The organism is Kosakonia oryzendophytica (genome assembly GCF_900094925.1).
In the GTDB taxonomy this organism is placed as follows: Bacteria; Pseudomonadota; Gammaproteobacteria; order Enterobacterales; family Enterobacteriaceae; genus Kosakonia; species Kosakonia oryzendophytica.
This window is the reverse complement of record NZ_FMAY01000004.1, coordinates 68,078-90,253: the sequence shown is the minus strand read 5'-3', so window position 1 is coordinate 90,253 and position 22,176 is coordinate 68,078. Positions and strand designations below refer to the sequence as shown.

General features: G+C 55.1%; 22 protein-coding genes. 16 read left to right on the top strand and 6 right to left on the bottom strand.

The features are described from left to right. Positions 1–140 precede the first annotated feature (140 nt). The 4 genes from uca (at position 141) to GA0061071_RS08545 (ending at position 7,314) form a co-directional block, all read left to right on the top strand. Complete coding sequence (gene uca / locus GA0061071_RS08560; RefSeq protein ID WP_088237163.1) at positions 141–3,743, top strand: urea carboxylase; 3,603 nt, start codon at positions 141–143, stop codon at positions 3,741–3,743. Then, a complete protein-coding gene (atzF, locus tag GA0061071_RS08555; protein ID WP_088237164.1) occupies positions 3,740–5,539 on the top strand; it encodes an allophanate hydrolase in 1,800 nt (599 codons plus the stop codon). Before uca ends, atzF begins: the two co-directional genes overlap by 4 nt. Before the next feature lie 99 nt (positions 5,540–5,638). Further along, entirely contained in the window at positions 5,639–6,022 is a 384-nt protein-coding gene (locus GA0061071_RS08550; RefSeq protein WP_061494611.1) for a biofilm formation regulator BssR, read from the top strand. 179 nt (positions 6,023–6,201) lie between these two features. Beyond that, a complete protein-coding gene (locus GA0061071_RS08545; RefSeq protein ID WP_061494612.1) occupies positions 6,202–7,314 on the top strand; it encodes a PQQ-dependent sugar dehydrogenase in 1,113 nt (370 codons plus the stop codon). 52 nt (positions 7,315–7,366) lie between these two features. On the opposite strand, the gene GA0061071_RS08540 is transcribed toward GA0061071_RS08545, so the two are convergent. Beyond that, positions 7,367–7,996, bottom strand: coding sequence for a glutathione S-transferase family protein (locus GA0061071_RS08540; protein WP_088237165.1), 630 nt, complete (start codon positions 7,994–7,996; stop codon positions 7,367–7,369). A 232-nt stretch (positions 7,997–8,228) separates the two neighbouring features. Here GA0061071_RS08540 and dacC point away from each other — a divergent pair, with 232 nt between their 5' ends. Beyond that, positions 8,229–9,431, top strand: a complete 1,203-nt coding sequence (gene dacC, locus GA0061071_RS08535) for a serine-type D-Ala-D-Ala carboxypeptidase (protein WP_088237198.1) — start codon at positions 8,229–8,231, stop codon at positions 9,429–9,431. Between the two features lie 30 nt (positions 9,432–9,461). Here dacC and deoR read toward each other — a convergent pair whose 3' ends face one another. Both deoR and ybjG read right to left on the bottom strand, forming a co-directional pair. After that, the gene (deoR, locus tag GA0061071_RS08530) at positions 9,462–10,220 is read right to left on the bottom strand and encodes a DNA-binding transcriptional repressor DeoR (protein WP_088237166.1); all 759 of its coding nucleotides are present in this window, start codon (positions 10,218–10,220) and stop codon (positions 9,462–9,464) included. Between the two features lie 65 nt (positions 10,221–10,285). Beyond that, entirely contained in the window at positions 10,286–10,894 is a 609-nt protein-coding gene (gene ybjG / locus GA0061071_RS08525; protein WP_088237167.1) for an undecaprenyl-diphosphate phosphatase, read from the bottom strand. A 278-nt stretch (positions 10,895–11,172) separates the two neighbouring features. Between ybjG and GA0061071_RS08520 the strand changes: the two genes are divergently transcribed. Next, complete coding sequence (locus tag GA0061071_RS08520) at positions 11,173–12,405, top strand: MFS transporter (protein ID WP_088237199.1); 1,233 nt, start codon at positions 11,173–11,175, stop codon at positions 12,403–12,405. A gap of 38 nt (positions 12,406–12,443) precedes the next feature. On the opposite strand, the gene GA0061071_RS08515 is transcribed toward GA0061071_RS08520, so the two are convergent. Next, complete coding sequence (locus GA0061071_RS08515; RefSeq protein ID WP_061494616.1) at positions 12,444–13,646, bottom strand: MFS transporter; 1,203 nt, start codon at positions 13,644–13,646, stop codon at positions 12,444–12,446. A gap of 80 nt (positions 13,647–13,726) precedes the next feature. On the opposite strand from GA0061071_RS08515, the gene GA0061071_RS08510 reads away from it, so the two are divergent. Further along, entirely contained in the window at positions 13,727–14,269 is a 543-nt protein-coding gene (locus GA0061071_RS08510) for a TetR/AcrR family transcriptional regulator (protein WP_088237168.1), read from the top strand. 23 nt (positions 14,270–14,292) lie between these two features. Here GA0061071_RS08510 and GA0061071_RS08505 read toward each other — a convergent pair whose 3' ends face one another. Then, entirely contained in the window at positions 14,293–14,511 is a 219-nt protein-coding gene (locus tag GA0061071_RS08505; protein ID WP_061494618.1) for a DUF7661 family protein, read from the bottom strand. 180 nt (positions 14,512–14,691) lie between these two features. On the opposite strand from GA0061071_RS08505, the gene GA0061071_RS08500 reads away from it, so the two are divergent. The 9 genes from GA0061071_RS08500 to GA0061071_RS08460 all read left to right on the top strand — a co-directional run bounded on the left by GA0061071_RS08500 (position 14,692) and on the right by GA0061071_RS08460 (position 19,996). Beyond that, complete coding sequence (locus GA0061071_RS08500; RefSeq protein ID WP_071889960.1) at positions 14,692–15,117, top strand: type VI secretion system amidase effector protein Tae4; 426 nt, start codon at positions 14,692–14,694, stop codon at positions 15,115–15,117. Next, the gene (locus GA0061071_RS08495) at positions 15,114–15,590 is read left to right on the top strand and encodes a hypothetical protein (protein ID WP_088237169.1); all 477 of its coding nucleotides are present in this window, start codon (positions 15,114–15,116) and stop codon (positions 15,588–15,590) included. Before GA0061071_RS08500 ends, GA0061071_RS08495 begins: the two co-directional genes overlap by 4 nt. Positions 15,591–15,685: 95 nt before the next feature. Then, positions 15,686–16,144 carry a hypothetical protein gene (locus tag GA0061071_RS08490; protein WP_245191409.1) on the top strand — a complete coding sequence of 153 codons (459 nt, stop codon included), beginning with the start codon at positions 15,686–15,688 and terminating at the stop codon, positions 16,142–16,144. A gap of 159 nt (positions 16,145–16,303) precedes the next feature. Next, complete coding sequence (locus GA0061071_RS08485; protein WP_088237170.1) at positions 16,304–17,332, top strand: alpha/beta hydrolase; 1,029 nt, start codon at positions 16,304–16,306, stop codon at positions 17,330–17,332. Between the two features lie 149 nt (positions 17,333–17,481). Next, on the top strand, positions 17,482–17,832 hold the full coding sequence (locus GA0061071_RS08480) for a DUF1304 domain-containing protein (protein WP_088237171.1): 351 nt from the start codon (positions 17,482–17,484) through the stop codon (positions 17,830–17,832). A 394-nt stretch (positions 17,833–18,226) separates the two neighbouring features. Beyond that, entirely contained in the window at positions 18,227–18,631 is a 405-nt protein-coding gene (locus tag GA0061071_RS08475) for a BPSL0067 family protein (RefSeq protein ID WP_071889962.1), read from the top strand. Then, entirely contained in the window at positions 18,513–18,989 is a 477-nt protein-coding gene (locus GA0061071_RS08470; protein WP_333780527.1) for an STY0301 family protein, read from the top strand. Before GA0061071_RS08475 ends, GA0061071_RS08470 begins: the two co-directional genes overlap by 119 nt. Before the next feature lie 98 nt (positions 18,990–19,087). Next, a complete protein-coding gene (locus GA0061071_RS23725; RefSeq protein ID WP_338060536.1) occupies positions 19,088–19,486 on the top strand; it encodes an STY0301 family protein in 399 nt (132 codons plus the stop codon). A 141-nt stretch (positions 19,487–19,627) separates the two neighbouring features. Next, complete coding sequence (locus tag GA0061071_RS08460; protein ID WP_088237201.1) at positions 19,628–19,996, top strand: STY0301 family protein; 369 nt, start codon at positions 19,628–19,630, stop codon at positions 19,994–19,996. Positions 19,997–20,213: 217 nt separating this feature from the next. On the opposite strand, the gene GA0061071_RS08455 is transcribed toward GA0061071_RS08460, so the two are convergent. Next, positions 20,214–21,899: an aspartate:alanine antiporter gene (locus GA0061071_RS08455; RefSeq protein ID WP_017456129.1), complete on the bottom strand. Its 1,686-nt coding sequence runs from the start codon at positions 21,897–21,899 to the stop codon at positions 20,214–20,216. Positions 21,900–22,176 lie beyond the last annotated feature (277 nt).

The window sequence follows — 22,176 nt, the reverse complement described above, 5'->3', positions numbered from 1 at the left end:
GGCAGCGCCTGCGTCTGGCGCTGTATCACCTGTTTGCTGTTCGTGCCGGGCGCATTTTGTCGTAACCGATTTTTCCCCATGGACGACCATGCGGTGAGCCGACTGTCGGCGGGACGACCCGCCACCATTGAGTCTGATCTATGTTTACGAAATTACTGATCGCGAACCGTGGGGCGATTGCCTGTCGTATTCTGCGTACGCTGCGGGCAATGAAGGTGGGCGGCGTGGCCGTCTATTCCGATGCGGATATCAGCAGCCTGCACATTCGCGAAGCCGACGAAGCGCTGAGCCTTGGCAATGGCCCGGCAGCACATACCTATCTGGTTACAGAAAAGATCATTGCTGCCGCCAAAGCCAGCGGCGCACAGGCGATCCATCCGGGGTACGGTTTTCTCTCGGAGAACGCCGCTTTCGCCGAAGCTTGCGAAGCGGCAGGGATTGCGTTTGTTGGGCCAACTCCTGAGCAACTGCGTGTTTTTGGTCTGAAACATACCGCTCGCGCACTGGCGAAAGCGCATGGTGTGCCGATGCTGGAAGGCACCGAATTGCTGTCAGATGTTGGCGAAGCGCTGCATGCCGCCAACCGTGTTGGTTATCCGGTGATGCTAAAAAGCACGGCGGGTGGTGGTGGTATCGGTATGCGCGTCTGCTATAGCGCCGCTGAATTAAGCGAGGCCTTTGATGCGGTGGTGCGACTAGGGAAAAACAACTTCAGCGATGCCGGTGTGTTTATCGAAAAATACATTGAGCGTGCGCGTCACCTGGAAGTGCAACTGTTTGGCGACGGCCATGGCGAGGTTATTGCACTGGGAGTGCGCGATTGTTCCGTGCAGCGCCGCAACCAGAAAGTGCTGGAAGAGACGCCAGCACCGAATCTGCCCGCAGGCATGGCGGAGGCGCTGTGCGCGGCCGCAATCAAACTGGGCAAAGCGGTCAGTTATCGCAGCGCTGGCACGGTGGAGTTTGTCTACGACAGCGACGCGCAACGCTTTTACTTTCTTGAGGTAAACACCCGCCTGCAGGTTGAACATGGCGTGACTGAACAGGTGTGGGGCGTCGATCTGGTTCGCTGGATGATTGCGCTGGCCGCGGGCGAACTGCCGCCACTGGCAACACTGTACGCGGGGTTGAAACCACACGGGCATGCCATCCAGGCGCGCGTGTATGCCGAAGATCCTGGCCGTCAGTTCCAGCCGTCGCCTGGCTTGCTCACCGACGTGGCGTTTCCGGCTGAGGATCGCCAGAGCCTGCGTATTGACCGTTGGGTCGAAGCCGGGTGCGACGTGCCGCCCTTTTTCGACCCGATGCTGGCAAAAATCATTGCCTGGCAGCCGACACGTGAGGCCGCCATTCGCGCGCTGCACACCGCCCTGGGCGAAACCCGCCTTTACGGCGTGGAAACCAATCGCTGTTATTTGCAGCAGATTTTAACCTTTACGCCTTTTGCCTGCGGTGAACCCTGGACCCGTTGTCTGGAAGGACTTCGCTATCAAGCCACCACGCTGGAGGTGCTGAGCGCCGGGACGCAAACTACGGTACAGGATTATCCGGGGCGTGTCGGTTATTGGGCCGTTGGCGTTCCGCCCTCCGGACCGATGGATAGCCGCGCGCTGCGCCTGGGCAACCGCCTGTTGGGCAATGATGACACTGCCGCCGCGCTGGAGATCACCCTGAGTGGGCCGACGCTGAAATTTAACTGTGACGCGCAACTGGTCGTGACCGGAGCGCCGATTGCGTTGACGCTGGACGGGCAGCCTGTATGCAGCAATCGCGTATTTCGCGTACGCGCCGGGATGATCCTGCATATAGGCGACATCAGCGGCGACGGCGTGCGCAGTTACCTGTGCCTGCGCGGTGGACTCAGCGTGCCGGATTATCTGGGCAGCAAAAGCACCTTTACGCTGGGGCAGTTTGGTGGCCATGCCGGGCGCGCACTGCAAACCGGCGATGTGTTGCATCTGTCGCCGCTGACCGCGCCGTGCAAGGACGCGGAATTGCCGCCTGCATTACACACGATACTGGCCCCGGTGCGTGAACTGCGGGTGATTTATGGCCCGCACGGTGCACCGGAATATTTTACCCCGGCCTCTATGGCGACCTTTTTTGCCACCAATTGGGAAGTGCACTTCAACTCCAGCCGCACCGGGGTACGACTGATTGGCCCGAAACCGGAGTGGGTGCGCGACAGCGGCGGCGAAGCCGGGCTGCACCCGTCGAATATTCACGACAACCCGTACGCCATTGGCGCGGTGGATTTTACCGGTGATATGCCGGTGATCCTCGGGCCGGATGGCCCCAGCCTGGGCGGTTTTGTCTGCCCGGTAACCGTCATAGAGGCGGATTTGCACGCCGTCGGGCAGCTGAAAGCGGGTGACAAAGTGCGTTTTATTCCGGTGGATATTGCCACCGCGCGCCGCCTGGCGCAGGCCGAATCCGCGCAAATCGCCGCGCTACAACCGATTAATACACCCTGGCAGCCGATAGAACCGGCTTCGCCGATCGTGCTTGAGTGCGGTGAGGCAGACAAGCGCCTGGTGGCGCGTTTATCCGGCGATACGCACCTGCTGCTGGAGATTGGTGAGCCGGAGCTGGATCTGGTGCTGCGTTTTCGTGCGCATGCATTGATGCAGGCGCTGGAAGCACTGGCGCTGCCGGGGGTGATTGATCTGACGCCGGGGATCCGGTCGCTGCAAATCCACTATCAGCCGGAGGCGTTGACTCTGGCGGCGTTACTGGACACCGTTGCCGGACAGTGGAGCCGTGTGTGTGAGCGTCAGAACCTGGATGTGCCGTCGCGTGTGGTCTGGCTACCGCTGTCGTGGGACGACCCCGCCTGCCAGAAAGCCATCGACAAATACATGACCACCGTGCGCCGCGATGCGCCCTGGTGTCCGAGCAACCTTGAGTTTATCCGTCGGATTAACGATCTGGCGAACATTGATGACGTCTACAAAACGGTGTTTGATGCCCGCTACCTGGTGATGGGATTGGGGGACGTGTATCTGGGCGCGCCGGTGGCGACGCCGCTCGACCCGCGCCACCGGCTGGTGACCACCAAATATAACCCGGCGCGCACCTGGACGGCGGAAAACTCTGTCGGCATTGGCGGTGCGTATCTCTGCGTATACGGCATGGAAGGGCCGGGTGGTTACCAGTTTGTCGGCCGTACGCTGCAAATGTGGAATCGCTACCACACGGTGGACGATTTTGCCGGTAAGCCGTGGCTGTTGCGCTTCTTTGATCAGATCCGTTTCTACCCGGTTTCCGCTGATGAGTTACTGACCATTCGCCGCGACTTCCCGCTGGGACGCTACCCGTTGCGCATTGAACAGACCACCCTGAACCTGGCGGATTATCAGCAGTTTCTCGCCGATGAAGCACCGGGGATTGCGGCGTTTCGCCGCCAACAACAAGGCGCATTTGACGCTGAACGTGAGCGCTGGATCGCCAGTGGCCAGGCACATTTTGACAGTGCCGAAACGAGGGGGGATGAAGGCGACGACGCACCGTTGCAGGCGGGGCAACTGGGCGTGGAAAGCCCGGTTTCCGGAAACCTGTGGCAGGTCAATGTGCAAGAGGGCGCCGCGGTATGCGAAGGCGATGTGCTGGTGGTTCTGGAGTCCATGAAAATGGAGATACCGTTACTTGCCACGCACAATGGCGTGGTAAGCCAGGTGCGCGTTCAGCCCGGCAGCCAGGTGCGTGCGGGACAATGTGTAGTGGTTCTGGAGAAAACAGCATGATGCATCCCTTTGATTTACGTCTTAACGTACTGGCGCAGGCTTACCGTGATGGTCGTTTAACCCCGCGTGAAGTGCTGATGACCGTGCGCGAGCGGGCCATCACGCTCAACCCGACCTTTAACGCCTTTATCCATATTCTCAGCGAGCAGGAGCTTGAGCCGTATCTGGCGGCGCTGGATGATGTTCCGCCTGCTTCGCTGCCGCTCTACGGTGTGCCATTTGCCATTAAAGATAATATCGATCTCGCCGGTATTGCGACCACGGCAGCATGCCCGGCATTCGCTTATACCGCCACGGAAGATGCCACCCTCGTTGCACAGTTAATTGCACTGGGTGCGATTCCGCTGGGCAAAACCAATCTGGATCAGTTCGCCACCGGGCTAAACGGAACGCGCTCACCGTACGGCGCATGCCGTAACAGCGTACATGCCGATTATCCGGCGGGTGGCTCCAGTGCCGGTTCTTCGCTGGCGGTAGCATTGGGGGTCGCCAGCTTCGCGCTCGGCACAGACACTGCGGGTAGTGGACGCGTTCCTGCTGCGCTGAATAACCTGGTCGGGCTGAAAGCCACCAAAGGTTTACTCTCTACGGCCGGGGTGATCCCGGCCTGTCGTACGCTGGACTGTGTGACTTTTTTCACGACCACAGCGGCGGAAGCCAGTCAGTTACTGGCACTAACGGCCAGTCACGATCCACGTGACGACTACAGCCGGACAAATCCGGCGTGGAATGGCGCACAGGCGTTCGGTACGCCAGAAGTGGGGTTCCGTTTTGGCGTTCCGGACACGCTGGAGTTTTTCGGCTGTACGCAGAGTGAAGCGCTGTTTAACGCTGCCAAAGCACGATTAATGGCGCTGGGTGGCGTGCCGGTCACTATCGACTTTGCGCCGTTTCTTGCTGCGGCGAAACTACTGTATGAGGGGCCCTGGGTCGCCGAACGCTACCACGTGGCCGGTGCGTTAATTGAACAGCAGCCGGAGGCCGTATTGCCGGTGATCCGTGCCGTGCTGAACAAGGCACCCGGCACTGACGCGGTGGCGACGTTTGATGCACAATACCGATTGCAGCACTACAAAGCGCACTGTGATGCCATTCTGGCGAATCTGGAATGCGTACTAACGCCAACCTATCCCCGCCCGGTAATGCTGGCGGAGTTGGCGGCGGAGCCGGTCAAACGTAATTCGGATCTGGGCTATTACACCAACTTTATGAACCTGCTGGATTACGCAGCAGTGGCGGTGCCTGCCGGGGTCATGGAGAACGGATTACCTTCCGGCGTAACGCTGTTTGGCCGCGCGTTTACCGATCAGTATTTGCTGAGTCTTGCCGATGCCTTCCAGCGCAACCAGTCACTGGCGTTGCCAGGCGGACGCCAGATCGACCTTGTGGCTCCGGCGGGGACAGCAACGAATGATCGAATGCAGATTGTCGTCTGCGGCGCGCATCTTGATGGTCTGGCGCTGAATGGGCAACTGCGCCAGCGGGGCGCGATACTGCGAGGTGCCGCGCACAGCGCGCCCCGTTATCGCCTGTATGCACTGGCGGACGGTAAACGACCCGGCATGGTACGTGATGCTCAGCACGGGGCGGCGATAGCCGTTGAAGTGTGGGATCTCCCCTCCAGTGAAGCTGGTTCATTTCTTGCCGGTATTCCCGCCCCGTTGGGACTGGGTAAGGTTGAGCTGGAAGACGGGCGCTGGCTGACCGGATTCATTTGCGAGGATTATGGTTTGCAAGGGGCGCTGGAGATCACGGCGTACGGCGGCTGGCGCGCATGGCTGGATCGCGGAATGTAAAGGATAACTGGCGTGTTCAAATATTGACCTCACGCATACTTTTGCGCAAAAAATGCTCATATGATGGATTGCCCATTGGCTGACAAGGGAGGAACCAGTATGACCGTTGACGAAATGGCACGACGTCTTCTTACGAAGTTGGTGACTTGCAGAAGCGACCTTGCCGGCTATATCCAGTTGTTGAAAGCAAAGGGGTATATGTCGGTTAGTGAAACCGATCGTCTACGTGAACGTTTCTTTGCACTTGCACTGGAGATTCGCGATAAAGGGGAACGGCTCAGCCAGATGCCGGACCGCGATGCCCGCGGCGCCCTTTATCGTGCGGAGGAGGCCCTCTCCTCGGCGGCAGTCTGTTTGATGAGTGGACGGCAGGATTGCCCTACCTACATCACGGTGAATGCCGACAAACTCGAACGTTCTTTGAATGTCCTCAGCTATTGCGTTCAGTACTTGAGTGAGCGTGCACCGTTGGAGGAAGCCTGAGATCAGAGAATGGGGGGAAATTTCCCCCCTTCTTGTTGATGAATGATCGTTCAGGTTGTTGTTTGATGTTCTGCTCTTCCCACTCCTGCTACCTGCTTAAGTTTTTGTAAAAATCGCTCTCTGAAACGGCATGCTGACTAACCTTTATCCAGACTAATGGATGAAGACAGGAACGCCGTATGCGCCATATCCCTCTGTTATTACTGTTTTTTACCTCTGTACTGTTTGCTGCACCCGCCGCAGTAAACGTCACCGTGCTGCAAACCAAACTCGATCACCCGTGGTCGTTGGCCTTCTTGCCAGAGAAGCAGGGCATGTTGATCACATTACGAGGGGGGCAATTACGCCACTGGCAGGAAGGGAAAGGATTATCTGACCCGATTAATGGAGTGCCGAACGTGTGGGCGCATGGGCAGGGGGGATTGCTGGATGTGGCGTTGGCACCGGATTTCGCACAATCGCGCCGGGTATGGCTCAGTTATGCTGAAGCGGGTCAGGAGGGTAAAGCGGGGACGGCGGTTGGCTATGGGCGGCTCAGCGAGGATTTACGGCAACTTGAGGATTTCCGCACTGTGTTCCGCCAGCAGCCGAAACTCTCTACCGGCAACCACTTCGGCGGACGGCTGGTGTTCGATAGCAAAGGGTATTTGTGGGTGGCGCTGGGGGAGAATAACCAGCGTATCACCGCGCAGGAGCTGGATAAGTTGCAGGGCAAACTGGTGCGGTTGACGGATCAGGGGCAGGTCCCGAACGACAACCCGTTTGTGGGTAAGCCGGGTGCGCGCCCGGAAATCTGGTCTTATGGCATCCGTAACCCGCAGGGGATGGCGATGAATCCGTGGAGTCAGGCGCTATGGCTAAATGAGCACGGGCCGCGCGGCGGCGATGAGATTAACATTCCGCAAAAGGGCAAAAATTACGGCTGGCCTCTCGCCACCTGGGGCATTAATTATAGTGGACTGAAGATCCCGGAAGCGAAGGGTGGGATTGTCGACGGTACCGAACAGCCGATTTTCTACTGGGAAAAATCTCCGGCCATCAGCGGCATGGCGTTCTATCACGCGGCGCAGTTCCCGCAGTGGCAACACAAACTGTTTATTGGCGCGCTGAAAGAGAAAAATGTCATCGTGATGAGCGTTAATGGCGACAAGGTCCGGGAAGATGGCCGCATTCTCGGCGATCGCGATCGGCGCATCCGCGATGTGCGCGTTGGCCCCGACGGCTATCTCTATGTCTTAACGGATGAGTCGGATGGCGAACTGTGGAAAGTCAGCCCGGCAACGACACCGTAGCGGATGTTGCCGGGCGCTCACGCCACCCGGCTATTGATTTAACGGGTCGGCATCAGGTGACCGGGATCATCACTGTATTTCGGAACCCCGGACGTTCACAGAGTTGCGCGTACCAACGCTGCAAATGGGTGTGCGGGCCCCAGTTCAGACCGGGAATATTGTACAGGTTGTAAATAAACGGCCCGACGGCAATATCGCCGCACCCAAAGGCATCGCCGGAGAGCCACGGCTGTTTGGCCAGGGCATCGTCCAGTAGAGTAAACATCCCATCCAGCACCTGTTTTGCGGCGTCGATTGCAGCATTGTCGCGCTTTTCTGGCGGCGTGCGCACTAAGCCCATCAGCACCGGGCCATGTTTGGGTGCCAGCGTGCTCAATGCCCAGTCCATCCACTTGTCACCCTGCGCGCGTATCGCCGGTTCTTCAATCCACAGGCGGCGCTGCCCGTACTGCGCAGCCAGATAACGCAGAATGGTGTTCGACTCCCACAGTACCGCGTTGGTTTCGTCATCGCGCAGCAGCGGCACCAGGCCATTTGGATTCATTGCCAGGTACGCGGCATCGTGGTTGAGCCCATACTGCCCGCCCGCCAGAATATGCTCGTACGGCAACTCCAGTTCTTCCAGCATCCAACGTACTTTTTTGACGTTGGTCGAATTATTCCTGCCCCATAGCGTTATCATTTCCCACCTTTTGCAAGTGAATCGTTGTGTGCCCTAATGGTGAGATAAAGTTAACGTTCTGGCAACGGCTGTGAAAAAGATTACGTCAACGGGGCGCAACGCGGTGTTATTGCGTAAACTTGAAAAACTTTACCCATTGATGGTTTTTTTCACTTCGTTTGTGCGCTATTACTCACGGTTTGTTACGGCACGGCATTGTGACGTTTTTTGAATGGATACTCGGGTGGCCTATATGACGCATTTCTCTTTATCCCTTCGCGGCCTGGCTGCAGGCTCTGCGCTGTTGGTTCTTTTCACTCCTTCACTGTATGCGGCTGAACAAACGCCGGGTGCGCCGCCGGTAGACGCCAGAGCGTGGATCCTGATGGATTACGCCAGCGGCAAAGTGCTGGCGGAAGGTAACGCCGACGAGAAACTCGATCCCGCCAGCCTGACCAAACTGATGACCAGCTATGTGGTCGGCCAGGCGTTGAAAGCCGGAAAAATTCATCTCACCGATACGGTTACCGTCGGCAAAGACGCCTGGGCGACCGGCAATCCGGTGCTGCGTGGTTCCTCGTTGATGTTCCTTAAGCCGGGCGATCAGGTTTCGGTCGCCGATCTCAATAAAGGCGTGATTATTCAGTCCGGCAATGATGCCAGCATCGCCATTGCCGATTATGTTGCCGGTAGCCAGGATTCGTTTGTCAGTCTGATGAACAGCTACTCACAAAAGCTTGGTCTGACCAACACCACCTTTAAAACCGTTCACGGGTTGGATGCGCCGGGGCAGTTCAGCACTGCGCGTGATATGGCGCTACTGGGCAAGGCGTTGATCCGCGATGTGCCGGATGAGTATGCCATTCACAAAGAGAAAGACTTTACCTTCAATAAAATCCACCAGCCCAACCGTAACCGGCTGTTGTGGAGCACCAGTTTGAATGTCGATGGAATGAAGACCGGGACCACCGACGGGGCGGGTTACAATCTGGTGGCCTCCGCCACACAGGGTGATATGCGGCTGATTTCCGTGGTGTTGGGCGCGAAAACGGACCGTATTCGCTTTAATGAGTCGGAAAAACTGCTGACCTGGGGCTTCCGCTTCTTTGAAACGGTGTCGCCCATCAAACCCGATGCCGTCTTTGTGAACCAGCGCGTGTGGTTTGGTGATAGCAGCGAGGCGAAGCTGGGGGCCGGGGATTCCGGTGCGGTGACGTTGCCGAAAGGGCAGCTAAAAGATTTGAAAGCGACTTACACGCTCACACAGCCGCAGCTTGAAGCGCCGCTGGCGAAAGGACAGGTCGTTGGTACCATCGACTTCCAGTTGAATGGCAAAACCATTGAGCAGCGTCCACTGGTGGTGATGGAAGCGGTGGGCGAGGCCGGTTTCATTGGCCGGATGTGGGATTTCGTTCTGCTGAAACTCCACCAGTTGTTCGGCGGCTGGTTCTCCTGACGGTAACAGGCCGTGCCCCGGTGGGCACGGTCAGTACATCAGCTTGATCTGGTACGTTTTGGCCGCGTTGACCAGGCTCTCATCCGGTCGGCAATCGCTCACCAGCACATCAAACTGGCTGAGCGGCCCCATGCTGGCCTGGCGTACCTTACCAAATTTGCTGTGATCCACCACCAGCACATGAAACTGGGCATGAGACATCGCCCAGTGTTTTACCGGCAATTCTTCCAGGTTAAAGCAGGTCGCGCCCTGTTGGGCGTGCACGCCTGCTGCCGAATAAAAGGCGATATCCGGGCGCAGGTTGCTCAGCGTCTCGTTGAAGTTCAGCGGTTTAAAAATGGCATTGCTGGCGTGAAACTCACCGCCGCAAAGGATTGCGCGGCACAGCGGTTTTTCCTGTAGCGCGAGAAAGGTATTCAGGGAGTAGCAGACGCCGGTAAACGGCAGGTCGTGGTGAATGGCTTCGATGATCCACGGCGTGGTGGTGCCGCAGTCGAAAAACGCCATCTGATGGGGCTGCAGCAGGCTTGCAGCCAGCTCCGCTGCACGGCGTTTCTCTTCCACCAGGCGGGTTTTCTGATCGCTGAGCAGATAGTGGCCAGCGCTGCGTGGTTCCAGCACAATATAGCCGCCCAACAGCACCACCGGTGCGCTATTGGCGCTGAGATCGCGGCGAATGGTCATTTCGGATACGCCCAGCAGCGCCGCCGCTTCTTTCAGATGCAGCTTATCGCTGCGTTTCAGCGCCGCCAGTAGCTGGCCAATCCGTTCGTCACGTCTTGTTTCCATATTTCCCCTGAATAAAAGAAAGCCCTGCATTGAGCAGGGCGTTCATCTTACCTTTGCCGTGTGGCTTAGTCACGCACCCAGCCGCGGCGGATCGGCATCGCAAAGCACAGGCGATAAATCTGCTGGACGCTGCGGTAGATGGCCGGACCAAACGCCTGCCACAGGATCTGCGCTGTCAGACAACCACCGATGCCAACCAGCAGCGCGCCGAGCATATCCAGCGGCCAGTGCACGCCAAGATAAACACGCGACCAGGCGATGGTCAGGCCGGTAATCATCAGTAACACGCCGGACCATACACGGTGCCAGGCCAGGAAGGCGACGGCAAAGGTGAAGATCACGGTGCCGTGGTCGCTCGGGAAGGAGCTGTCCGGTGCGTGATGCAGGAAGTTATAACCCACGCGATCGGCAAACGGACGATCGTGCGGAAAGATGTGCCCCAGCAACGCAGAGAAGCAGAGGCTGACGAGGATCGCCATTGCCACTTTGATCACCAGTTGGCGTTGGGCAGTCACCTGACTGCGCGGCCCCCACAACCAGAGACCCGCTGCCAGCAGCGGAACGATGCTAATCAAATCGCTGGCGGCAAACCCGGCAAAAGCAATCAGCCCGTGCGGTGAGTCGGGGGTGGCGTTAATCCAGTAAAATAGCGTGTAATTCAGGCTCTCTAACATACTCTTGTTACTCTTTGATTAAGCTATCGAAAGTGAGGCGAAAGCGCTCACCTTAAAAGTGGCGCGCTGGACGGTAAAGGGGTTTTGTCTTACTCCTCTGAGAGTTAGACGAATCCTGGAGAAACCGTTAACAGAATTACCTTACGCCAGGGGAGTTAAGCGAACCTTAAACGGGTGAAAATGTGCTTTATTTAACAGGCGACCGAGAATTCTCTACCGCCACACAATGGCTTTGATTACACTCGGCGCGATTTTTCACAGGATGATGAGACCGCATGATGCAAAACCACTCCCTTTCAGGCCAACGCCTGGGCCGACAGGCGCTGTTATTCCCGCTCTGTCTGGTGCTTTACGAATTCTCGACGTATATCGCCAACGATATGATCCAACCCGGCATGTTGTCGGTGGTGGCGCAGTACAACGCGGGGATCGAATGGGTGCCCACGTCGATGACCGCCTATCTGGCGGGCGGTATGTTCTTACAGTGGTTACTGGGGCCATTGTCAGACCGTATTGGCCGTCGCCCGGTGATGCTGACTGGCGTGGTGTGGTTCATTGTGACCTGTCTGGCAACATTGCTGGCGCAGGATATTGAACAGTTCACGCTGCTGCGTTTTTTACAGGGCATCAGCCTCTGCTTTATCGGTGCTGTCGGCTATGCGGCGATTCAGGAGTCGTTTTCCGAGGCGGTGTGCATCAAGATCACGGCGCTGATGGCGAATGTGGCGCTGATTGCGCCGTTGCTTGGCCCGCTGGTTGGCGCAGCATGGGTGCATGCTGCGCCGTGGGAAGGGATGTTTGTGCTGTTTGCGGTACTGGCGGCGTTCGCCTTTGTCGGTCTGCAACGCGCGATGCCGGAAACGGCCACCCGGCTGGGTGAGACACTGTCGCTTAAAGCGCTGTGGCGCGATTACGCCGAAGTGATGAAAAACCTGCGCTTCGTGGCGGGCGCGCTGGCGACCGGCTTTGTCAGCCTGCCTTTACTGGCGTGGATAGCGCAGTCGCCGATCATTATTATGAGCGGTGAACAACTGAGCAGTTATGAATATGGGCTATTGCAGGTACCGATTTTTGGCGCACTGATTGTCGGTAATCTATTGCTGGCGCGGCTCACGTCCCGCCGCACCGTGCGGGCGCTGATTATGATGGGGGGCTGGCCGATTGTCGCCGGGCTGATACTGGCTTCGGTGGCGACGGTCGCCTCCTCCCATGCGTATTTATGGATGACTGCCGGGTTGAGTGTGTATGCCTTTGGCATCGGGCTGGCGAACGCCGGGCTGGTGCGCCTGACGTTGTTCGCCAGCGAAATGAGTAAAGGTACGGTTTCAGCGGCAATGGGCATGCTGCAAATGCTCATCTTTACCGTGGGTATTGAAGTCAGTAAGCACGCGTGGCTGACAGGGGGCAATGGCTTGTTCAGTCTCTTCAATCTGGCGAATGGCCTGCTGTGGTTAGGCCTGATGGTGGTGTTCCTGCGCGATAAGCGGGTGGGCAATTCACTGGAAGGATAAGCAACGCGGCATCCGCTCAGGCGAATGCCGCATCCGGATCAGTAGCTTTCGGCTTGTGCGTTTGGTGCCGGTTTGGCTACGGCACGGGCAACCAGTGCCGCAATCAGCATCAGACTAAGCACGACCAACATGGCGCTGCGCAAACCGTAATGCTCGCCCAGGAAGCCTAACAACGGTGGGCCGACGAGAAACGCCAGATAGCCCGTGGTTGCGACCACGCTGACACGGGTTGGCGCATCCGGGCCTGTGTCGCTGGCGGCGGAAATGGTTAGCGGGAAGCCGAGCGATGCGCCCAGTCCCCAGAGGATCACCGACACGCCCGCCACCCAGGCGCTATCAACAAAGATAATCAGCCCAATGCCCAGCGCACCCATGATGGCGCTGGCGCGTACCACCGCCACGCGGCTGTAACGATCGATAAACCAGCCACCGGTGAAGCGCCCGACCGTCATGCCGAGGGTAAAACCGGCGTAGATTAACGACCCTGAAGTCGGGCTAAAGCCGTGACCGTCCACCATTAATAACGGTAGCCAGTCATTGGCGGAGCCTTCAGCAAAGGCCATCGCCAGCACCACCACGCCTATCAGCAGCAGTTGGGTATCTCGCCAGAAAGGTACTCCTTTTTTCCCGTGTGCGTTGTCTTCCTCAGAGTCCCGTCCGGTGCCATCGGGAATGGCGGCAATCGCCAGCATAATCGGCACAATCACCGCCAGACCTGCCAGCAGGATATGCAAATTTGCCGCGAGGCCGATCGCGGTTAACGTCATGCCGATGCCCGCGCCAACCAGCGTGCCAAGGCTGTAAAAGCCGTGCATCATCGGCAGTACGGTTTTATTCATCTCTCGCTCGACCACCGCGCCTTCAATGTTCATTGCTACTTCGCCCGCGCCCAGACTGCCGCCAAACACGGCCAGTCCGGCGGCGAACAACAGTGGCGATGCGAACCAGAGCGCAACACTGAGGAGCAGCACACCCAGCACGGAAAATGACATGCTGGCGCGGATGACGTTACGTGCGCCAAAGCGTTTGACCAGCCAGGCGGAGGAGAGAATACCGCTCATCGAACCGATCGACAGACCGAACAGCACCACGCCCATTTCGGCGGTGGAAACCGAGAGAATGTCGCGAATAGCCGGAGTGCGCGTCGCCCAGGAAGCCATCAGTAAGCCGGGGATAAAGAAGAAGGTGAACAGCGCCCATAAGCGATTTCTCAGGGCCTTGCGGGATCCATTTGCAGTCATAGCGTCACAGTGGGCAGTAAAAAGGTGAGACAACAGTAGCAAGGAAGTGTACATTTGTACATAAATCAGTGAGAGGACTTATGGCCCGACGACCCAATGATCCACAGCGGCGTGAACGCATTCTTGATGCGACGCTGGAGACGATTGCCGAACACGGTATTCAGGCAGTCACGCACCGGAAAATTGCCAGCTGTGCGGACGTTCCGCTGGGTTCGATGACCTATTACTTCGCCGGTATCGATGCGCTGCTTGAGGAGGCGTTCACCCGCTTTACACAGCAGATGTCTGCGCAGTATCAGGCATTTTTCGCGGGTGTCGACAGCCCGGCGCAGGCCTGTGATGCGGTGACCGAATTAATCTATGGCGCGCAGGTGACCACCGTGCGCAATATGGAACTGATGTACCAACTCTATGCGTTTATGAACCGCCAGCCGACGCTAAAAAGCGTGATGCAAAACTGGATGCGCGCCAGCCAGACTACGCTGGAGCACTGGTTCGATCCGGTCACCGCCCGCGCGCTGGATGCGTTTATCGAAGGCATGACGTTGCACTTTGTGATTGACCGCGCGCCCCTGAGCCGGCAGCAGATCCGTTCAATGATCGGGCGCATTGCCGGTTTGTGAGACGGCTTCTTCTCCGGCGGGCCTTATTCAACGCGGGTGACATCGGGATGTTGCTCGCTGGCTGCTTCATGGAAAATATCCCCCAGCCAGCCGGGGATTTCCGCTTCGCTTAATTCATCAGGAATGATGATGTTATACAGTCGGGAGTGCTTGCCTTCATTCCGGTCTACCCGAAACACCTGCCAGCTTTCCGCCACGCGTTTTACCCCCAGATAACGGCCAAAAACGTTATAAATCAGCATTGTCTTATTTTTCCTCCGCTGTCGGTTAACCTGCTTATAACATAGAGAATTGTCACGAAAATCAATTTTGCTGGTGAATAAAATCTCGCCAGTTTTGGCGATGCCGCCTATTCTTTGGGAGCAAAAATGATCAACAGCATGGTGTATTAACCCTCCGGGAACCGCAATACAAGGACAACTATGATGCTATCGTTCAGCCAACTCTGGGATAACCATCCCTATCCGGAAAGCCCCTGTGACAGCTCTTTCGTCAACCAGTGCGCCATCAGAATGGGCGTTGCGCTGGAGAAGTCGGGCGTTAACCTCAGCATTTATCATGGCGCAAAATGTTATCCGGGGTTTGGTCATAACCCTAAACATGTGCTGCGCGCGCAGGAACTTGCCACCTGGTTACTGGGACGACATGATCTGGTAGGGAAAGCGGTGAAGAAAAAATCCGTTACCCAGTCGGACTATGCCGGTAAAAAAGGGATCGTGTTCATTCAGGATGGTTGGGGATCAACCGATCATATTGATGTCTGGGATGGCAGTAAGATGTTAATGAAAGGCGGAAGTCCTGATTATTTTGCCTTAGGGAAAGAGGTCTGGTTTTGGGAGTTGCTATGACGAAGATGAACCATTACGCCTGTGGCGCGGCGGCGCTCTTGTTGGTGAGCAACCTGAGTTATGCAGAGCCTGCCGCGACGGACAGCTTTGTCTGGCAGGGCCATGAACTGGCGTTAGGGCAGGCACAGGGTAAATGCCAGCTGGAGATTGCTTCCCAGGGGAAAGCAAAACAGACGCACGCGCTGGATTTGACGCCGCCTTGCTATTTTTTGCGCCGTGGAGAAGCGGAACCCCTGCATTATGCTTATCCAAAACAGCATATTAAGGCGGCGTTTATTATTCTGGGTAACCCGTTGTCGGCGGATGAGCTGAAAACCTGGAATGTCTCCGCCACGATGCAATGTGGAACACAGGGCCAGGGGCTGCTGTTTAGCGGGAAAGATTTTCGCCTGAGCACTAAGTCGCTTAACCGAATGCTGTTGTGCAAAGACAAAGGGACGGATGAGAAAAATTTCCGCTTTCTGAGTCAGTAATGGCAGAATTGCATGAAAAAGGGCCGAAAGGCCCTTTTCTGATGCGCGCTTCGTGAGCGGCGTAAAAAAGAGAAAAAAGCGAGCAGGGAACGATCGTGAATATCATCATGTGGATGTTGTCATCGGCGGCGTTTTTCGCCTGGATCTTTGGTATTACTTTAAAAAATCCCTTTAGTACCAATGCAAAGCATTTTGGTTTGCTGATTGTAGTGCACCTGGTGCTGAGTATTGCCGCCATTGAGCTAAAAAAACGCGGTGTGGTGATATTGCGCCATGAGGATAGTCTATGGCTGCGTGAAGGCATTGCGCTGGCGCTGAAAAGCTATATGGCGCTGGTGTTGATTGTGATGTCGAGCTTTATGATCGCCCTGACTGGCAAAGGCGCACAGCAGATGACCCATTTCCATAAAACCTATAACGCAGCCAACCTGCACCGTAACCCGCTGAAATTCTACCTTCGGCAGGAGCCTGCCATCGTCTGGGGCTATCGGCTGTTTTTTCTTGTGGGTGGGGTTTATGTCCTGTGGGCTATCTGGTTCCGCCTGCCGTTTTAATGTGAGCCTGCGCACACTGGGCGGGACGCATTCAAAATTTAGATGAATTTCATTCAGTTATTGGGTTTGACGCTAAAAAAAGAGCCAGAGTACTCTCCCTGCTGACAAACATTGCGTAAGCCACTGGCTTTTCAGGCGACAAACAGAATGGAGATCTCAATGAGGCGAGGACGATTCAACATGGCGGGTTTGCTGCTGATGGCAGGCATCTCAGGTTCAGCATTTTCAGCCACGCAGGCGTTGCCAGGCAATACCCCAGGCGCGGAGGTGATTAAGGTCGAAAAATCACGCGGGCAGGTGGATTTAATCAGTAATGTGGTTTATTCCCAAATCCGCGATGTGCGTGCGATTCGCCAGTTAAAAATGTCGCTGTTGGTGCCCCGTACCGGCGATCTGAAGCCTGCGGTGGTCTATTTCCCGGGCGGAGGGTTCACCAGCGCAGATTATGACAAGTTTATTGAAATGCGGCTGGCACTGGCGCAAGCGGGATTTGTGGTCGCTGCGGCGGAATACCGCGTGGTGCCGAGTACTTTCCCTGCGCCGGTGGAAGATGGTAAAGCCGCAGTGCGTTACCTGCGCGCGCATGCCACCGAGTACAACATCGACCCGGAACGCATCGGCGTGCTGGGTGATTCGGCCGGCGGTTGGATGGCGCAGATGTTGGGTGTCACCAACGCAGAGAAGGTATTTGATAAAGGCGATAACATGGAGCAACCGTCAACGGTACAGTCGGTCGCGACGTTATATGGCATTTCAAACTTGCTGAATATCGGCGAAGGGTTCCCGGAAAATATTCAGCAGGTGCATCGCTCCCCGGCGGTGACCGAAGCCCTGTTGGTGAATGGCGCGGCATTCCGTCATTTCCCCGGCGCGACCATCGACAGCGACAAACAAAAAGCGTTGAATGCGAGCCCGATGGGGCATATTAGCGGCCACGAACCGCCATTCCTGATTATGCATGGCAGCGCCGATACGTTAGTGTCGCCACGCCAGAGCGCGCAGCTTTATAACGCGCTGAAAGATAAAAACGATAAGGTGAAATACATCCTCGTTGACGGGGCAGAGCACGGCGATATTAGCTGGTTCCAGCCCGCAGTGATTGACACGGTTGTGACGTGGTTTAAACAGACCTTAGGTGCGCCGATAAAGGGGAATAACACCGCCGCCGGTAAAAACGGTAATCTCTGACACGTTGTGCACACTAAAGCAACCGGATGAGCGGTTGCTTTTACCTCTCTTTTTTCGCTTTCGTGAGGTATTCATTATCTCTGAACGGGTTATGCCTAGCGTAATTATCTATACTCCACATCACGTGTTCCCATTCAACAGGATGTCCCGTGTTAGCCAATATTCTTGTCGCTGTCGTTGCTGTTATACATCTCTATATTCTTGTTCTCGAAATGTTTTTATGGGATACGAAAACAGGTCGTAAGGCATTTAATCTCAGTGCCAATTTTGCCCGCGAGACCCGCGTACTTGCCGCGAACCAGGGGCTCTACAATGGCTTTCTGGCAGCAGGGCTACTGTGGGGATTATGGCTGGGTGCCAGCGGCGTTCAGGTTCTCTTCTTTTTCCTGCTCTGCGTGCTGGTTGCCGGGATTTTCGGTGCGGTGACAGCCAGCCGTAAAATACTCTATGTGCAGGCGCTTCCGGCGCTGCTTGCGCTGATTGCACTGCTGGCCCGTTAAATAACAAATGGGCTGGTTAATTAGCCCTTTCACGGAATGCGTGCGGCCAGGTTTTTTCGTAGTAATTTTTCATTTCGGTTTCGTCGAGGGAGAGCGCTTTTTTTAAATGCGATGACCCGAGGAGAACCAGCACCTTTGTAGAAGAAAAAAACGGGCACCGGGTCGCATGACTCCATCAATTTTCATGGCGATATCAACACCAGACGGGTTGGGAAAATATCACCACAACGTATACCCTGCCAGAAAAGGTAGGGATATATGTCATTGATTTACGCTAAGTAAAAATGCTTTCTAAGAATTATCTTAATCAATAAAACGTCTTCATTTCCTGCTTGCTTATCTTTCAGTGTGCCACACAATATCACCCGATAAACCTTATGGAGATCAGCAGGGAATGGCGTACATAGCAGCAACACCACGAGCATATATTGGGCAATCTGTTGGTAGCGGTCAGTGTGTGGCGTTTACACAAAAAGCAGCCAATATGCCTCGCACTGCAAACTGGAAGCGCGGTGCTCTGGTGAAAGGGAATATGAATATCGCTCCGGGAACAGCGATAGCGACGTTTGATGATAATGGGCAGTATGGCAACCATTCGGATGGACGCTCTCACGCGGCCATATATATGGGACAAGACTCAACCGGTATACAGGTATTGGATCAGTGGGTAGGGCATGGCTTTGACAATAAGACGGGAGCACGTATTCCAGTTCCTTCACCTGTTAGCCCACGCACAATTTTTTTCCGGCACGCAACTCGCGCTGAGAATAATGGAGCGAATTATTATGTCGTTGAGTAAGCCACTGATATTAAGCGTTGGTATGCTGCTTTTTACACCTTTTGTGATGGCTGCATCTACTGTAAAAACAACATGCCCGGAATCGCTGGAAATCAACAATAAGTCATACACTATGAGTGAAGTGGATCTTTTCCAGGGGTTGCCGGTAAAACAGGGTAGGTTGATGCCCGATACTCTGGACGATATGGTATGGACGCTGAAAGATTATCAGGACTATGCAAAAGAGATGAACATGCCTCTCTATCTGGTTTGCCGTTATAAAGGGACGGATAAAACAGTCACATTGCAAGTGCCCGTTACTGCAAAAAAATGCTCAGCATGGTTTAGCAACGGGAAATATGCAGCCTCTTGCGAATAGTGCCTTATTAGCAATACATGCCCCCGGCAGGATGATTACCGAGGGCAACTTTCCTCGCTCTCTCCGTAAATTCTGGAACGATAAATGTCGTTCAAAAAATGGGGCTTAACGCGCTGAAGAAAATGGGAATGTTGTGGAATAGAGCAGTACTGTTAAGTGGCGCTATTATGCTTTTCTCGGGGTCTGTGTTTGCAGAAAAAGTAAGTTGCCCTGATGTTTTAACCATTAATGCTAAGAATTACAGAATGTATTACGCCGATGTTTTTGTAGGCCCCCCGTCCGAACGCGCATCTTTGTTACCTGATACCGATGACGAGATGGTATGGACACTTCAGGACTCACAGGATTATGCAAAAGCGCACAATACTTCTATGTTTCTCGTTTGCCATTATAAAGGAACGGACAAGACCATTACGGTAAGAGTCCCAGTGACCGCGAAAAAATGCACAGTGTGGTTTGAGAGTGCTAACAATCACGATCACGGTGATTGTGAATAGAAATTTTTGCAATCAGCAGCCTTTTTAGCGCCCTGGATAACGGAGTCATTCCTTGCCTCCATTTTCATACGCAATGAGAGTTAAAACGGATGCAACGAAACGCTGTACGGATGCGATCTAAAAGTGCTGGAGAAAATGATTATGTTGTGGAGTAAGACACGACGTTTAGTCGCTGCTATCTCGCTATTTTCTACAGTCGTATACGCTGAAAAAACAACCTGTCCTGAGGTCTTAAAGGACGGCGGAAAAATATATCGAATGAACAAGGTCAGCGTTTTTGAAGGTGAGCCAGAAAAACGGGTCGACTTGATGCCTGATACAGACGACAACATGGTCTGGACGCTAAAACCTTCTCAGGAAAATGTGAAAGCACAGCACACGGCTATGTACCTTGTTTGTCGGTACAAGGGGACAGATAAAACAACGACATTGAAAATCCCGGCGTCGGCGAAAAAGTGCACGGCATGGTTTGGGGACAACAAAAAACAGTTTTATGCTGCTTGCGAATAACATTAACTGAGCATGCCTGATGTACTGCCATTTTGCCGCCATGACAACGGGTGTCGGTTGTTCTCAGGCAACAAAAAACCCATCAACCTTGAACCTAAATGGCGGGGTTGATGGGCTCCACAAAATGGGGACATCAAAGAAAAGCAGTGGCACTAGTTATGACTGACATCCAGGAAAAAAGTTCTGCGTATCACCGAAATATTTCTCAGCTTCGGACTTATCCGAGACCCGGCCAGATAATGATGATCAGTGTCCCTGCTAACGTCAGTAACACGTTGGCGATAGCGTAAGTCCCCGCATAGCCCAGCGCCGGAATGTTGCTGCGCGCGGTGTCGCTGATAATCTCCATTGCCGGTGCGCAGGTGCGAGCACCCATCATGGCGCCGAACAGCAGGGCGCGGTTCATCTTCAGCACGTAAGCGCCAAACAGGAAGCAGATCAACACCGGCACAAGGCTGACAATCAAACCGGCAATCAGCATCTGACCGCCGACCGCGCCAAGCCCGTTGCCAATCCCGCTACCGGCGCTCAAACCGACCCCGGCCATAAACACCATCAGACCAAACTCCTTCACCATCATCAGTGCGCCCTGCGGGATATAACCGAAGGTGGGATGGTTGGCGCGCAGGAAGCCGAGCATGATACCGGCGAACAGCAGACCTGCGGCGTTGCCCACGCCAAAGCTGAAGGAGCTGAACTGGAAGGTGATCATGCCGATCATCAGGCCAACAATAAAGAAGGCGCAGAAGGCGAGCAGGTCGGTTACCTGGCTGTGAATAGAGATAAACCCGATGCGATCCGCGATAGTTTTCACGCGTCGCGCATCGCCGCTGACCTGCAATACATCGCCCTTGTTGAGCACGATATTGTCATCGATCGGCATTTCAATCTGGCTGCGGATCACGCGGTTCAGGAAGCAACCGTGGTCAGTCAGTTTTAACTGTGCAAGACGGCGGCCCACCACATTGTGGTTTTTTACCACCACTTCTTCCGTGACGATGCGCATATCCAGCAGGTCGCGATCGAACACCTCTTTACCGTTACGGAAACTCGGGTCGAGGCGCGCATGCGCATCCGGATAGCCCACCAGCGAAATCTCGTCGCCCATTTGCAGAACGGCGTCGCCGTCCGGGCTGGCGAGAATGCCATTACGGCGAATCCGCTCGATATAGCAACCGGTCTGGCGATAGATCCCCAGTTCACGCAGGTTCTTGCCATCAGCCCAGGCCACCAGTTCCGGACCAACGCGGTAAGCGCGGATCACAGGCAGGTAGACTTTGCGGTGCGCGTCGGTGTCCAGCCCGCGCTCACGGGCGATTTGCTGGGCGCTGGTCTGCAAATCCTGATGTTGCAACTTTGGCAAATAACGCGCGCCGAAGATCAGACTGACCAGGCCAATCAGATAGGTAAGGGCATAACCCAGGCTGAGGTTATCCAGCGCGCTGGAAAGTTGCCCGCTCTCCATGCCGGAATGGCGTAGCGTATCGCCCGCACCCACCAGCACTGGCGTTGAGGTCATCGAACCGGCCAGCATCCCGGCAGTCAGACCGATATCCCAGCCGAATAATTTCCCCAGCCCTAAAGCGATCAACAGCGCGCTACCGACTAATACCAGCGCCAGCATCAGGTAATTCTTGCCATCGCGAAAAAAAATGGAAAAAAAGTTGGGACCGGCTTCAACACCCACGCAAAAAATAAACAGCATAAAGCCCAGGTTCAGGGCATCGGTGTTAATGCTGAAATGTTGCTGACCCAATAATAACGAAACCACTAAAACGCCAATGGAATTACCGAGTTGAACTGAACCCAAACGTAATTTACCGAGGCATAACCCGAGAGCCAGTACGACAAACAATAACAGTATGTAATTCCCGTTTAACAAATCTGCGACGTTTATATTCACGGAGGCTAACTTCTTGTTTACTTGTAAGCTGTTGAAAGAAATGGTTATTTAAGCTAGTGTTTTGTTCATGCACTGGCGTAAGAAAAAAGCAGTGTCACACCAGAACTTCCTCACAAAACAAAATCTGGCCGCTAGTTTAATCGTATTAGATAACAACGGCTAGTGAGAATCGTGTATTCGCTCGGGTACTTCGTGGGCAAGGATTGCCGCCATGCTTTATCAGTCCGGACGTTCTTTTGAACGAATGGGAAGTGCGATAGAGAAGACGTCAGGAGGA